The sequence below is a fragment of the Pseudomonas sp. genome (genome assembly GCF_035554175.1).
Lineage (GTDB): Bacteria > Pseudomonadota > Gammaproteobacteria > Pseudomonadales > Pseudomonadaceae > Aquipseudomonas.
In genome coordinates this window covers 1-14,142 of the sequence record NZ_DATMIV010000013.1, presented here as the reverse complement: position 1 = coordinate 14,142, position 14,142 = coordinate 1, and the positions used below count along the sequence as shown (strand labels likewise).

At 59.7% G+C, this 14,142-nt stretch carries 9 protein-coding genes; 5 read left to right on the top strand and 4 right to left on the bottom strand.

Features of this window, described 5'->3' with window-relative positions; genetic code table 11:
* Positions 1–135: 135 nt before the first annotated feature.
* Complete coding sequence (locus tag VNV36_RS05770; protein ID WP_325716920.1) at positions 136–339, top strand: PA3496 family putative envelope integrity protein; 204 nt, start codon at positions 136–138, stop codon at positions 337–339.
* Here the strand turns inward: VNV36_RS05770 and VNV36_RS05765 are convergent.
* Positions 281–1,243 carry a LysR family transcriptional regulator gene (locus tag VNV36_RS05765; protein ID WP_325716919.1) on the bottom strand — a complete coding sequence of 321 codons (963 nt, stop codon included), beginning with the start codon at positions 1,241–1,243 and terminating at the stop codon, positions 281–283. The two genes, VNV36_RS05770 and VNV36_RS05765, sit on opposite strands and share 59 nt — an antisense overlap.
* A gap of 190 nt (positions 1,244–1,433) precedes the next feature.
* On the opposite strand from VNV36_RS05765, the gene VNV36_RS05760 reads away from it, so the two are divergent.
* The gene (locus VNV36_RS05760) at positions 1,434–2,849 is read left to right on the top strand and encodes an acetyl-CoA carboxylase biotin carboxylase subunit (RefSeq protein ID WP_024014853.1); all 1,416 of its coding nucleotides are present in this window, start codon (positions 1,434–1,436) and stop codon (positions 2,847–2,849) included.
* Between the two features lie 12 nt (positions 2,850–2,861).
* Entirely contained in the window at positions 2,862–4,670 is a 1,809-nt protein-coding gene (gene oadA / locus VNV36_RS05755) for a sodium-extruding oxaloacetate decarboxylase subunit alpha (protein ID WP_325716918.1), read from the top strand.
* A 71-nt stretch (positions 4,671–4,741) separates the two neighbouring features.
* On the opposite strand, the gene VNV36_RS05750 is transcribed toward oadA, so the two are convergent.
* The 3 genes from VNV36_RS05750 to VNV36_RS05740 form a co-directional block, all read right to left on the bottom strand.
* Complete coding sequence (locus VNV36_RS05750) at positions 4,742–6,976, bottom strand: autotransporter domain-containing protein (RefSeq protein WP_414705498.1); 2,235 nt, start codon at positions 6,974–6,976, stop codon at positions 4,742–4,744.
* A 192-nt stretch (positions 6,977–7,168) separates the two neighbouring features.
* Positions 7,169–8,005, bottom strand: coding sequence for an amino acid ABC transporter permease (locus tag VNV36_RS05745; protein WP_325716916.1), 837 nt, complete (start codon positions 8,003–8,005; stop codon positions 7,169–7,171).
* Positions 8,002–8,823, bottom strand: coding sequence for an ABC transporter substrate-binding protein (locus VNV36_RS05740; protein WP_325716915.1), 822 nt, complete (start codon positions 8,821–8,823; stop codon positions 8,002–8,004). The genes VNV36_RS05745 and VNV36_RS05740 overlap by 4 nt, the downstream gene beginning before the upstream one ends.
* A gap of 114 nt (positions 8,824–8,937) precedes the next feature.
* Between VNV36_RS05740 and VNV36_RS05735 the strand changes: the two genes are divergently transcribed.
* Together VNV36_RS05735 and VNV36_RS05730 are read left to right on the top strand one after the other, a co-directional pair.
* Positions 8,938–9,837, top strand: a complete 900-nt coding sequence (locus VNV36_RS05735; protein ID WP_325716914.1) for a homocysteine S-methyltransferase family protein — start codon at positions 8,938–8,940, stop codon at positions 9,835–9,837.
* 336 nt (positions 9,838–10,173) lie between these two features.
* The coding region (locus VNV36_RS05730) for a dermonecrotic toxin domain-containing protein (protein ID WP_325716913.1) at positions 10,174–14,142 on the top strand (3,969 nt) is incomplete at its 3' end.

The following is a 14,142-nucleotide window of genomic DNA, read 5'->3' as shown; positions in this document are numbered from 1 at the left end:
TCCTACATTTGGAATGCGTTCTCCTGTAGGAGCTGCCGAAGGCTGCGATCTTTTGCTTTATGACGGAGACTTTCATCAAACCGTCATCCCTCACGCCTATCGTGAAACTCCCGTACTCGCCCTGGGAGACTCGAAATGGCTCAGCCCTACGAAGAACGCAACAGCGCCGCGAAAACCCGTCGTCAGCAGGAAGATCAGCGCCGCATGGAATTCCGCCGCGCGATTGAAGATCGCTTCGAACTTCGCCAGCTTCAGGCCGAAATCGGCGATTTTCCCGAGATCACTCATTGGCAGGCAGCGCCCGCAACTTCCCGTCGAAACGCTCAACCAACGCAGTAATCTGCGCTCGCTCGCTGCGGATAAACGCCAGGAAGGCGTGCGCAACCGGTGACAGCCGTTTGGCCTTGGCCTGCACCAGACACCAGCTGCGCAGCAGTGGCAACTCTTCGACCGGCAGCTCGACCAGGCCGCCGGTCGCCAGCTCCAGGTTCAGGGCGTGGCGCGTCAACAACGCCAGGCCCAGACCCGCGAGCACGCATTCACGCTGAGCTTCAGCGGACGCCACTTCCTGGGTCTGGGTGAAGTGCACGCGTTTTTCCTTGAAGTAGTCCTCGCAAGCCAGTCGCGTGCCCGAACCCGGTTCGCGGATCAGCAGCGTATACGGCTCGAGGTCTTGCAAGCGCAACCGCCCCATGTGCGCCAATGGGTGATCCGGACGCGCTACGGCCACAATCGGATTGTTGAGAAACGGCAGAAACTCCAGCCCCATGTCCTGCGGCACCATCGACATGATCACCAGATCGTCACGGTTGTCGGAGAGTCGGCGGATGACCTGGCCGCGATTGACCACGGTCAGTTGCAAGTTGACTTCCGGGTGCTGGCGCTTGAACGCCGCGAACAAGTGCGGCACGAAGTATTTGGCGCTGGATTCCACTGCCAGTTTCAGTTGTCCCTGCAGCGAGCCCTGCATGTCGGACAGTTGCATATCGAGGTTTTCCAGACGCCCGAAGATGTCACGGCTGGCGCGCTGAAGGGCTTGCGCCGCCTCGGTCATGTAGAGTTTTTTGCCGACATAATCGAATAACGGCTGGCCGATCAGTTCTTCGAGCTGCCGAATCTGTAGGCTGACGGCCGGTTGGGTGAGGGACATTTCCTCGGCGGCGCGGCTGTAGGAACGTAAATCGCACACCTCATTGAAGACCTGCATTTGACGCAATGTCATACGCATCAATGACTTACGCATTTTGTTAGAGCTCTGGCGGCAGATGGGTGCTAAGACTATAAGTCTTTACTTATGCCTGACCCAATTTTTATTCATTTTTGTTAATCCCTTGGCAGCGCTAGTGTGAACCTGCGACTGAATTGAAACATTTGGTCACGCGTCGACCTGGATCCAGCAGGTCGTGGTGCCACCGGCTCAAGGGAACCTCCAAGTGATAAAAAAGATCCTGATCGCCAACCGTGGTGAGATTGCCGTACGCATCGTACGGGCCTGCGCCGAAATGGGCATTCGCTCGGTTGCGATTTTCTCCGACGCCGATCGGCATGCCTTGCATGTGAAGCGTGCGGATGAGGCCCACAGTGTCGGGGCCGAGCCACTGGCCGGCTACCTCAACCCGCGCAAGCTGGTGAACCTGGCGGTGGAAACCGGTTGCGATGCGCTGCATCCCGGCTACGGTTTCCTTTCGGAAAACGCCGAGCTGGCGGAGATCTGTGCCGAGCGCGGTATCAAATTCATCGGCCCGTCGGCGGAAGTCATCCGACGCATGGGCGACAAGACCGAAGCTCGCCGCAGCATGATCAAGGCCGGCGTACCGGTTACGCCCGGTACTGAAGGCAATGTGTCCGGCATCGAAGAAGCCTTGGTTGAAGGTGACCGTATCGGCTATCCGGTCATGCTCAAGGCCACCTCCGGTGGTGGCGGTCGGGGCATCCGTCGCTGCAACAGCCGCGAAGAACTCGAACAGAATTTCCCTCGAGTGATTTCCGAAGCCACCAAGGCGTTCGGTTCGGCAGAAGTGTTCCTGGAAAAATGCATCGTCAACCCCAAGCACATCGAAGCGCAGATCCTTGGCGACAGCTTCGGCAACGTAGTGCACCTGTTCGAGCGTGACTGCTCAATCCAGCGCCGTAACCAGAAGCTGATCGAGATCGCGCCGAGCCCGCAGCTGACCCCGGAGCAGCGTGCATACATCGGCGACCTGTCGGTACGTGCGGCCAAGGCTGTGGGTTACGAGAACGCCGGTACCGTGGAGTTCCTGCTCGCCGAGGGCGAGGTGTACTTCATGGAGATGAACACGCGAGTGCAGGTGGAGCACACCATCACCGAAGAAATCACTGGCATCGACATCGTTCGCGAGCAAATCCGCATTGCCTCCGGCCTGCCGCTGTCGGTGAAGCAGGAAGATATCCAGCACCGTGGTTTCGCGTTGCAGTTCCGCATCAACGCCGAAGACCCGAAGAACAATTTCCTGCCGAGTTTCGGCAAGATCACCCGTTATTACGCACCCGGCGGCCCGGGCGTGCGCACCGACACGGCGATCTACACCGGTTACACGATTCCACCGTTCTACGACTCGATGTGCCTGAAGCTGGTGGTCTGGGCATTGACCTGGGAGGAGGCGATGGACCGTGGCTTGCGTGCACTCGACGACATGCGTCTGCAGGGTGTGAAGACCACCGCCGCGTACTACCAGGAAATCCTGCGCAACCCGGAATTCCGCAGCGGCCAATTCAATACCAGCTTCGTTGAAAGCCACCCTGAACTGACCAACTACTCGATCAAGCGCAAACCCGAAGAGCTGGCCCTGGCCATCGCCGCCGCCATTGCCGCCCACGCAGGCCTGTAAGGAACCATGACAATGTCCAAGAAGATCCACGTAACCGACACAATCCTGCGCGACGCCCACCAATCGCTGCTTGCCACCCGCATGCGCACCGAAGACATGCTGCCAATCTGCGACAAGCTCGACAAAGTCGGCTATTGGTCGCTGGAAGTCTGGGGCGGCGCGACGTTCGATGCCTGCGTGCGCTTCCTGAAGGAAGACCCGTGGGAACGCCTGCGCCAACTGCGCGCGGCGCTGCCCAACACCCGCCTGCAAATGCTGCTGCGCGGCCAGAACCTGCTGGGCTATCGCCATTACAGCGATGACGTGGTCAAGGCGTTCGTGGCCAAGGCTGCGGTCAACGGCATTGATGTGTTCCGTATTTTCGATGCGATGAACGACGTGCGTAACCTGCGGGTTGCCATCGAAGCAGTAAAGGCCGCCGGCAAGCACGCCCAGGGCACCATCGCCTACACCACCAGCCCGGTGCACACCATTGAAGCCTTCGTGGCCCAAGCCAAGCAGATGGAATCCATGGGTTGCGACTCGGTGGCGATCAAGGACATGGCCGGCCTGCTGACCCCGTACGCCACTGGCGAGCTGGTGAAAGCGCTGAAGGCCGAGCAATCCTTGCCGGTGTTCATCCACTCCCATGACACCGCCGGCCTGGCCGCAATGTGCCAGCTCAAGGCTATCGAGAACGGCGCCGATCACATCGACACCGCGATCTCCAGCTTCGCCTGGGGCACCAGCCATCCGGGCACCGAATCGATGGTCGCCGCCCTCAAGGGCAGCGAGTTCGACACCGGCCTGAACCTGGAATTGCTCCAGGAAATCGGCCTGTATTTCTATGCCGTGCGCAAGAAGTACCACCAGTTCGAAAGCGAGTTCACCGCGGTGGATACCCGGGTCCAGGTCAATCAGGTACCGGGTGGGATGATTTCCAACCTGGCCAACCAGTTGAAAGAGCAGGGCGCGCTGAACCGGATGAACGAAGTGCTGGCGGAAATCCCGCGAGTGCGCGAAGACCTCGGCTTCCCACCGTTGGTAACCCCGACCTCGCAGATCGTCGGCACCCAGGCGTTTTTCAACGTGTTGGCCGGTGAGCGCTACAAGACCATCACCAACGAAGTGAAGCTCTACTTGCAAGGCGGCTACGGCAAGGCGCCGGGTTCGGTGAATGAGAAGCTGCGTCGCCAGGCCATCGGCAGCGAAGACGTGATCGACGTGCGTCCGGCCGACCTGCTCAAGCCGGAAATGACCAAGCTGCGCGGCGAAATCGGCGCGCTGGCCAAATCCGAAGAAGACGTACTGACCTACGCCATGTTCCCGGACATCGGGCGCAAGTTCCTCGAAGAACGCGAAGCCGGCACCCTGACGCCAGAAGTGCTGTTGCCAATCCCTGAAGCGGGCAGTGTGAGCTCGGCGGGCGGCGAAGGCGTGCCGACCGAGTTCGTCATCGACGTTCACGGTGAGACCTATCGCGTCGACATCACCGGTGTGGGCGTCAAGGCCGAAGGCAAGCGTCACTTCTACCTGTCCATCGATGGCATGCCCGAAGAGGTCGTGTTCGAACCGCTCAATGAATTTGTCAGCGGCGGCAGCAGCAAGCGCAAGCAAGCCACTGCGCCGGGCCATGTCAGCACCACCATGCCGGGCAACATCGTCGACGTGCTGGTCAAGGAGGGCGACGTGGTGAAGGCCGGTCAAGCGGTGCTGATCACCGAAGCCATGAAGATGGAAACCGAAGTGCAGGCGGCCATCGCCGGCAAGGTCACCGCTATCCATGTGGCCAAGGGCGACCGGGTCAATCCGGGCGAGATCCTGATCGAGATCGAAGGCTGATTTAACCGCCTCGATACAACGTTTTAACCTCGGGGGGGCATGTGCTCCCCTTTTTTTTGCCCGCGAGAAGCTCAGAACATCATTCGCCATTGACCCATCAGCGCACCGTTGCGGTTGTCCTGACCGGTTTCCCCGTTATAACTCACCCCCAGGGTATGCCGTGGCGAAACGGCCAGGTCCAGCCCTGTTTCGAAGAGCAGGCTGTCGCGGTCCAGCTCGATGCCTTCGACGGTATAGGTGTTGCCGGCGCTGGCCAGGCGCTGGCGGGAAGTGCCCTGGGTCTCGCCGTATAGGTGTTTCCAGCCGAGACTCAAGCGGGGCGTCAGTCGCATGCCTTGGTCCAGAGGGAAGGCCCGGGCGAGGCGCAGGCCCAGGTTGCTGTTGTAATTGTCCTGAGACTGGCCACTGAACTGCAGCGCCGCGTCGCCACCTTTCTCTGTATAGCGATCACGTTGATAGCGTTGGTAGCCCACGTGGACATAGGGCTCGACATCGAAATGCCCGACGTTCAGGTTGTAGCCGAGTTGCCCAAAGACTTGCTGGGTGTTGGCATCGTAACGACCTTTGAGGTGATCCCTGAAACCGTTGAAGGCTACGTGACGCTTGGTGCTGCCGTCATGACTACCGTAAACGGCGCCCAGGCGCAGTGCCATCGGACCGTCCTGATGCAAGGCATAGGCGCCCACGTGCCAGCTGTCGAGCCGGCCGTCGAATCGGTGACTGTCCAGCCGTGTTTGCGTCTTGCTGCCGATCACACCCAGGCGCCAATCCGGGCTGACGGCCCAGTCGGTACCCAGCATCAGACCTTTGGTCGAATGCTTCAGGGCATCGCTGCCCAATTGCTTCCCGATGCGACCGCTGTTGCCGATGGCCTGGACCCAGACTTGGCCGTCGGTATGTACGCTCTCCGAATTTCTCCGGTCCATGGCCGAGAGCATGCCGGTGCCGATTGGCGCGATGCTGCTCAGGGTGGCATTGCCCAGGTCAGCCGCGTTGTACCCGCTCAGTTGGTCAATGGCGTCGGCGGCGGTCGTCATATCGCTGCCGAGCAGGGCGTTGATGGCTTTGTTGGGTTTTGCTTCTGGCTTGGCGGCGGTCGTCATGTTGGTGCCGAGCGGGGCGCTGATGGCGGCCTTGGGCTGGGCGACTGCCTTGGCGGCGTGCAATGGGCTGGTGGGTTTTGGTGTGGTGCCGTTGATTTCTGGCGGTTCAGCGGGCTTGTTTGTTGGGCCTTCGGTTTTTGGGTGGGCTGCGGGTGCCTGTGCGACGGTGGGGACCTCAATGGGTTCGGCTGGTTTGGCCGGTTGCGGCTCTTCGATACTGGCCGTAAATGCTCGCCCGTTATCGGAAGTGGCTGCTTCCTTGAGTGGGACATCGTTGCGGGCATAAGTCAGGCTGACTTGCGTATCGGTGGGGGTCAGCGTCGCCGTCATGAATGCGAGCGTACTGGAAACCGTGCCGAACGCGCCTTCGATCATCCTCGCGCGAATGACCGTGTGTTCGCGCGCCTCAATGTATTCGCCCGGCACGCCGGCAACTGTCAGCGTCGCGTTGTTCAGGAACGCGGTGCCTTCAACGTTGATCGTGGAGCTACCGCCATCTGCATTGACCCCGTAGATCAGCTCGGCAGTCTCCGCCAACGAGAAATCCTTGGTGATGGAGGGTGCGCCTATTTCGGGGCCGACTTCCAACTGGCCCGCGACACTCAAGAACTCCACTGTTCCATTGCCGCTGAAGCTGGCTTTCTCACGCACTTCCACGTGACCGGCCATTCCTGAGTTCATCATGTGGGCGCCGGGCTCGACAATCACACGATTGGCCACGACTCCCTTGTTATCCAGCGTGCCGAGAACCCCTAGCTGTCCGTCGATTCGGCCAGTGTTGATCAACGTGGTGTCCGGCTCGATCACTCCCCAGCCAGCGAAACTCCCGGTGTGCTGCCATTCGCCTTTGGCAACCTGCAAAGCTATGAAGTTGCGGGTTTCAGCCAATATTGGATGTTTGGCGGCATCAAGTCGCAGAACGTTTTTTCCACCGCCGCCATCAATGATTCCGGGGAATTTTCCATTTCCGCTGATGATGACCAAGTCATTTTTGCCAGTCCATTTCGCGTCGCCTTTGCGGGAGGTGTTGGCATTTTGCTGCTTGGTGTCCGTGGCTTCGGCGAAGGCCTTGAGGCGCTCTTGTTGCTCGGCGGTTGTGGGGATCTCGGCTGGTTGCTGAGCCATCGAAATATCGGCGCAACCAAGCGCCAAGGCGACTGCCAGGGCAAGGTGTTGGGGTGGGTAAAGGTGTTGAATAGACATCGAATGCGGCCTCTCTTGAAAGGAGTCCGCACTTTAAAAATTCCACCCTTGGCCACGATGCCAGCTAACGCCACGCCTTGGGCAAGACACAGCAGATGAAATCTGTAGGCTGGTCGTGTTGCGATCCAGACATCGTCGCGTTGGCTTCCACGACCTGAAGCTTCGCCCTACAACTTCCTCGGATCTGTCCTGTCAGCTGCGCTTGAGATACGCCTTCCCATAATGCCGCTCCATCCGCGCCTGGATCAGCTCCAGCGCAATGGACATCAACCAGTAAATGATCGCCGCCGTCGTCAGCATCTCGATATAGCGATAGCTGGAACGACCGTAGGATTGCGCCAGGAACATCACTTCCCAGACGCCCATCACCGAGATCAGGGAGGAGTCCTTGAGCATGGAGATGAACTGGTTGGTGGTCGGCGGGATGATGGTGCGCATGGCCTGGGGCAGGGTGACGCGCCAGAAGATCACGGTTTCGCTCAGGCCCAGGGCGAGTGAGGCTTCGCGCTGGCCGTGGGGCACGCCAAGGATGCCGGCGCGGAAGATTTCGCTCAGGTAGGCGCCGTAGTTCAGCGACAGGGCGATGATCCCGGCGGCGATGGCGCCGGGGACCACGCCCAGTTGTGGCAGGCCCAGGTAGATCAGCAAAATCTGGATCAGCAATGGCGTGCCGCGAAAGAACGACGCGTAGAAACTGGCGATGCCGAATGCCACCGCGCTGCTGGACAGCCGCGCCAGGGCAGTGATGAAGCCCAGCAATGACGAAGCGACGATTGAACACAGGCACAGAAACAGCGTCAGCACCGCGCCTTGCAGAAAGCCGTTGGGGGCCAGGTGCACGCCGAGCAGGTTCGGCAGTTTGTCGAGGATGATGGAGAACTTCAGGTCGAAGCTCAGGAAAAAACTCGCGAACAGCACCAGCATCGCCGCCCAGGTCAGGTACAGCCGGGTGCGAAAGCCGAAGATTTTTTGCAGACGCGACTCGGCCACCGGTTGCGGTGGCCGAGAAGGGGACGGAAAAGAGGTCATTGGGTGATGTCGGCGCCGATCCATTTCTGCGAGAGTTTGCTCAAGGTGCCGTCCTGTTTCAACTGGGCGAAGACTTCACGCACCTTGCTGTCCCACTGCGCATCGCCCTTTTCGATGGCCACCGAGTTCGGTTCGGAATAGAGCGGCTCCCCAGCCAGCTTGAAGCGTTTGTCTTCGGTCAGGCGCGGCTGCGCGGTCACCAGGTTGGTCAGCACCGCATCCAGGCGTACTCCGGCGCCCAGGCCGAGGTCCTGGAACGCCACGTTGTCGGTGTCGTACGGGGCGATCTGCACGTTCTCGAAGGGATAGCTCAGGCGGGTGTCTTCGGCGCCTTCGATCACCAGATTCTTGTTCAGGTAGCTCTCGTAGCTGGACGCGCTGGTGAGGCCGACTTTCTTGCCGCTCAGGTCCTTGGCGCCGTGGATGCTGTTGTCCTTGGCGTTGACCACGATCACCGCTGGCGAGGCGTAATACTGCACCGGGAAATCGAACACTTCGGCGCGTGCCTTGCTCGGCGTCATGGAGCAGATGCAGATGTCATAACGCCCGCTCCAGTGCCCGGCAGCGATCACGTCCCAGGAAGGGGTTTCCAGGCGCAGTTTCACGCCCAGTTTTTGCGCCACGGCCTTGGCTACGTCGACGTCAAAACCGTCGAGCTGGTTCTGATTGTTCAGGAACGAGAAGGGCGGATAGCTTTCCATCAACACACCGACCAGTTCTTTTTTCTGTTCGACGCGGTCCAGGGTGGCGCCAGCGAAGGCTTGCGACGAGGCGGCCAGCAGAGTCAGGCCCAGGGCCAGCAATGGTTGTAGTTTCACGTGAAGTCCCTGGGTAGAAAAATAAGTTGTAGTTAACCGATTGCTGCGTATTAAATAGTTATAAGAACAACTCCGGTAGTGAGTATTTTTCATAAGCTTATGAGTGAATCGCATATGGGCTCAGCAACGACAGTCATTCTCGATGGCGGCATGGGCCGCGAACTGCAACGCCGTGGCGCGCCGTTCCGCCAACCCGAGTGGTCGGCCCTGGCCTTGAGCGAAGCGCCCCAGGCGGTAGAAGCGGTGCACGCGGCCTACATTGCCAGCGGCGCCAATGTCATCACCAGCAACAGCTACGCGGTAGTGCCGTTTCACATCGGTGAAGAGCGTTTTGCCGCCGAAGGCCAGGCCTTGGCCGCGCTGGCCGGGGAGTTGGCGCAGCGAGCAGTGCAAGCCTCAGGCAAAGCGGTACGGGTCGCCGGGTCGCTGCCACCGTTGTTCGGTTCCTATCGGCCCGATCTGTTCGACGCATCCCGTGCCAGTGAACTGCTGACGCCGTTGGTGACCGGCCTGGCGCCCCATGTCGACCTGTGGCTGGCCGAGACCCAAAGCTCGACGGTCGAAGCGCGGGCGATTCACGCCGGGCTGCCCAAGGACGGCAAGCCGTTCTGGCTGTCGTTTACCCTGAAAGATGAAGACACCGATGAAGTGCCACGCCTGCGTTCCGGCGAACCGGTGGCGGACGCTGCGGCGGTCGCGGCCGAGCTGGGTGTCGAAGTGCTGCTGTTCAACTGCAGCCAGCCGGAAGTGATCGGCGCGGCCATCGATGCGGCACGGGAAACTTTCGAGCGCCTGGGGGTGAAGATCCACATCGGTGCCTACGCCAACGCCTTCCCGCCGCAACCGAAGGAAGCGACGGCCAACGACGGCCTGGACCCGCTGCGCGAAGACCTCGATCCACCGGGGTACCTGCAGTGGGCGGCGGATTGGCAGCAGCGTGGAGCCAGTCATCTGGGTGGCTGTTGCGGGATCGGGCCGGAGCATATTGCGGTGTTGGCGCAAAAGCTGGGTTGAGGCGTTTGGTGGTTGTCAGGTAGTGCAACATTGACAGGTCCACCGCCATCGCGAGCAAGCTCGCTCCCAAATGTGATCTTCAGCGGCCGCAGAATCTGCGTTCAACACAGAACCCTGTGGGAGCGAGCTTGCTCGCGATAGCCAATTGTCAGTCACCACTCATGTACTGGCAGCCATGCTTTCAAATATGCAACCCTGCCATCGGGTTGCATATTTGCAGAACATATTGGCTTACGCTTTTCCCCGAGCCCGCTAGCCACCGCTATACATATGTATGTCATTTGCGCTCGAACGGCGCGATAGGGTCCCAGCCCTGATCACAACCGGGACACTTAAATGACGGTCTTCTCTGAAAATGAACATGAACATGGCGCGCCTTCTGTCGTGCCCTTGAAACCCCTCACCCTATTATCCAACGGTCTTCGATTCCAACCGCATGCCTTTGCCGATCAATGGCTGGGCCAGTGGGGCCTTGTCGGCGAGGCGCAGGTGACGGTCACGTATCAAGAGGTCGAGACCGAGGATTCGGCCGCGATCAGTCAGCGCACATCGGTGCCATTGCGTGACGCCGTGACACAAGGCTTTTTGCTCGCCCATCAAAGCCGGGTCTATCCCTCCGGCCATTCGCCGCGCGAGGGCTGGGTTTATCCACATCGAAGCCATATGTCCCTGGACTTCTCGTCGCTGCGGGTCAACGGTAAAGCCCTTTCGCGAGACGTCTTGCAGCAGTTGCAAACGGGCATTCCACCCGGCTACCAGGGCACGGGCCAGCCTGTTGTCACCGAGGTGGACGCCCAAGGCAATCTGCTCAGTGTCCGTGGCAAGGAACAAGTCCGGCAGTTGGCACTGCTGGACAGCAATCAGGTGAAACTGGCGCGTTTGTTCGCCGGCCTGCCCACGTTCGACTCGGTGCTCAAGAGCCTGCTGATCGGCAGGATCAAGATAAAGATCCCCGAGACAAAATTTCGTCCATCACTGCTTGAGAATATCGATCCGGATCATTGGTATGTGAACCACTTCAGCATCGACGCCGCCGGTGGACGTTCCTTGATTGCCTCGCAGAGTTTTACCGAAGTTCTATTGAGCTGTCTGGCGACGGACACACCGCCCACTTACTCGGTCGGTGGCGTGGGGTTCTTCACCCGTCCGGATGCCGTGGAAGAGACGGATAGCGTATTTGCCAGCCCGGTGGACAGGAACATCCTGGCGGCCATGGAGGCGGTCTTCTATATCGCCCAACCCACAACCAATGACAGCCTGAAACGTCAGTTCCGTGACGATTTCATCGCCTTTCGCCGTAACAAGCACTGGGGCGATTCGCTCGAGACCTCAACCCCGTCTAGCGCTGAAGCGGCCTTCGCTCACTTGTTGTCCCGACGATTCCTGCACCTTTTCGACCTGTACAAGGCCGATCGGGATTCAGGCATTGCGTTAACCCAAAGTGAACGAAGCCAGCAGGGTGAAGAAGATCGCCTGTTGGACCTCATCACCACCCATCCGGGCATGGCGGACAGAAACCGTTTGCTGCGAGCCCCCATTCCCCATGTCTACGCCGTCATGCTCGATATGGGCAGCGCGCCCGCGCAGAAATGGCCCGCTGCAATGGTGATCAAACGCACGGATCAACCTTCATTGTTTCTCTACTCCCTGGAAGGGGGAATACAGCGCTTCCGTTCTTTCCAGGCGTTGGTCAATCAAGTAAGCCCTACCTACGACGGGCAGAAACGCACGATCCGGGATATTTCCTCTGAATTGTCCGGGCATGTTTTTGAAGTGGCGGCAGATGACGTGCTGCAGACCCAAGGCACCGCCCTGGAAACGTATCTGAATGCTCCGCAAAACGAGACGGTCGCTTTGGCGACCTTTGCGCTGAATGTTGAAGATGTGCTGGATTTACCCATGTTGTCACTTGCCGGACCGCTGGCTGTCCGTCAGGAAGTCCTGGTTGAAAGCAGTCGTCCGGATTTCTACAAGAGCGCGGCTGGTTCGGAGCAGTCGACCTATCGCAACTTGGAAAAACAGGTCTTGGAAGCGGCTTATGAACTGGGGGCCCGCGATATCCAGACGCTGTGGCAGTTCACCCGCCAGAAGGTCAAACACTACCTTCAACAAACGGTGCACCCGGGCATCGATCCCGATCCGGACAAGTGCCTGGTCACGTTTTCCTTCGGGAAAAGTGCCAGCTCAAGGCAGTCCCGTATCTCCAGCTTGACTCAGTTGATGCTCGATAACCTGCGTCCGACTCAGTACCCCAATGCCCTGCGGGAAGTGCAGGCGGTCTATGTTGCCGATCAGGATGGGCAACGTATCCGGCACCCGGCCAACGGTTATTTCGTCACGTTGACCGGGCGTGAACTGGCCCGAATGGTGACGAGCATCGATGCCGGAGGAAGCTACCAAACCCTGCTCGGCAAGGAGATGAACAAGCCGGACTACAAGAAGGCCTGGCAAACGGCGTATCTGGCCAATATGAAATTCAAAGGTTACGAAGCCGCGCTCAGGGGCTATGACGTGTTCAAGAGTACTGTGCTCGATACGGCCTGCACTCCACCGAAGCCGTGCAAGCGCCTCGCACTCTGGCTGGATGCGGTCCTGCGCTCGCCGACGGCACAGACACGCCCCCTGGTCTTGGCGCGACGGGTGCACGTCCATGGTCTTCTGCTTGGAGGGAGCGTGGGCGCTGGAGGACATCATGGGAGGATGAGCAATGCGCTCAGCATCGATGGCCCGCTGATCTTTTCCGATCAGGAAGGGCCGGACATCAAGGGAACGGTTGGCGTTTATTTTCCAGACAGCCCCGAGGGCGACGACTTCCATGAGTTTGCCGATCTGAGCGATGGCGTGGCAGGGCTATTGCCGCAAGAGGAGTGGCAGGCGTATTTCCGTTCGCGCATTGCCACCAGCGATCCTGAAGAGATCAAACGTACCCTGGGCCAGCGAGGCGGCCGCCCGCTGATTCGTGGCGCGTTGATCAGCGGCGATCTGCTTGAGGCCCTTCACCGGGCGCATGTCAACTTCCACAGTGCGCATGCCGACCACCGCTCCAATAGCAACCTGGATGTTCATTATCAAACGCTCGGCAGGTTTGGACAGGTGGCGGTCGAGATTGCCCTGGAACTGGCGACGATGTTCCTGGCCCCCGGTTTCCAGATGCTCAAGAGCGCCATCAAGACCGGCCTGTTGATTTTCAGGACCGGCTCTATCCCGCTGAACCCGAAAACCCTGGCGTTCGTGCACACCGTGGCCAACCATGGCGGCTGGCGCCTGGTCCGAAACGTGACGCTTGCGCCACGAGGCCAATCCTCTTTCCGGGCGTTGGCGGCTCGCCAAAGCCAGGACGAGGCTCTGACCGGGCTGCCCTTGGAGGCGACGGTCTACCGATCCTATGCCGTCTCGGATACCTCGGTGATACAAGGGCTGACAGCGGACGCACGCGGCTTTTATCGCGCGACCGTCAGCGATATGGCCACCGGCAGGGTTATTGCTCGCCCGGTCTATGTACGACAACCCGATGGCACCGTGTTCCGGGTGCACGACCATACGAGGTTGAACGCAACCGAGGCCACGCTGGTGGACCCTGTTACCGGATCGAACATCCGCTCTGTCGGGGTGATGAGAAGTACCGTGGCGCGGATGCCCAATGGCGAGTGGCGCGCCGTGGGGGTTGGCCGTGGCGGCGGCAAACGCCCGGCGGATACGCCTGCCCTACCTGGCCCGTCAAAGAAGCCTGCCCTGTCGGTTTCCGCTGTTTCCAATTCGATACGCACACCGGGCACTTGGAACAATCGGATCATGGACCTGGTGCCGTCAATCATGACGCGTCTGGCGATCTGGCCACAAAACCGCAGCTTGCTGATCATTGATGAAATATCCGCGGGACGTGCCTGGTCGGTGCGTTTTACCCCTGGGCAACATGAAACGATTTATCCGGTGGGCGAGCATCCGGATAGAGCAGGCACAGATGTCGTTTTAAGACGAACCGGTCATGACCATTACAGTTTGCTCTTGGGTGAGCGCGTGGTGGAGATCAATGCCGATGGCGATTGCTTATTCAATGGCTTGGCGGCGGGGTTGAATGAAGGGCAGGCCCAGGAGACGTTCACGATGCAGGGGCTGCGCAATGCAGCAGCCGATCATGTCGATCAACATCCGGAGCTGAGTCAATACGTGGCGCCAGAAGTCTCCGACATCCAGCAAGCGCTCTTCGAGAATGCGCCGTCGCTGGTCAATCTCCTGGACAATGCGGCGGTATTCGATCTTACCCGGATCATTTACGGCACACCCAACCCGCATCGCTTGTTCCAA

Bases quoted from the DNA above. Each gene is read 5' to 3' on its own strand.
- VNV36_RS05745 (WP_325716916.1), bottom strand. From the start codon at position 8,005: ATGACCTCTTTTCCGTCCCCTTCTCGGCCACCGCAACCGGTGGCCGAG.
- VNV36_RS05770 (WP_325716920.1), top strand. From the start codon at position 136: ATGGCTCAGCCCTACGAAGAACGCAACAGCGCCGCGAAAACCCGTCGT.
- VNV36_RS05765 (WP_325716919.1), bottom strand. From the start codon at position 1,243: ATGCGTAAGTCATTGATGCGTATGACATTGCGTCAAATGCAGGTCTTC.
- oadA (WP_325716918.1), top strand. From the start codon at position 2,862: ATGTCCAAGAAGATCCACGTAACCGACACAATCCTGCGCGACGCCCAC.
- VNV36_RS05735 (WP_325716914.1), top strand. From the start codon at position 8,938: ATGGGCTCAGCAACGACAGTCATTCTCGATGGCGGCATGGGCCGCGAA.
- VNV36_RS05750 (WP_414705498.1), bottom strand. From the start codon at position 6,976: ATGTCTATTCAACACCTTTACCCACCCCAACACCTTGCCCTGGCAGTC.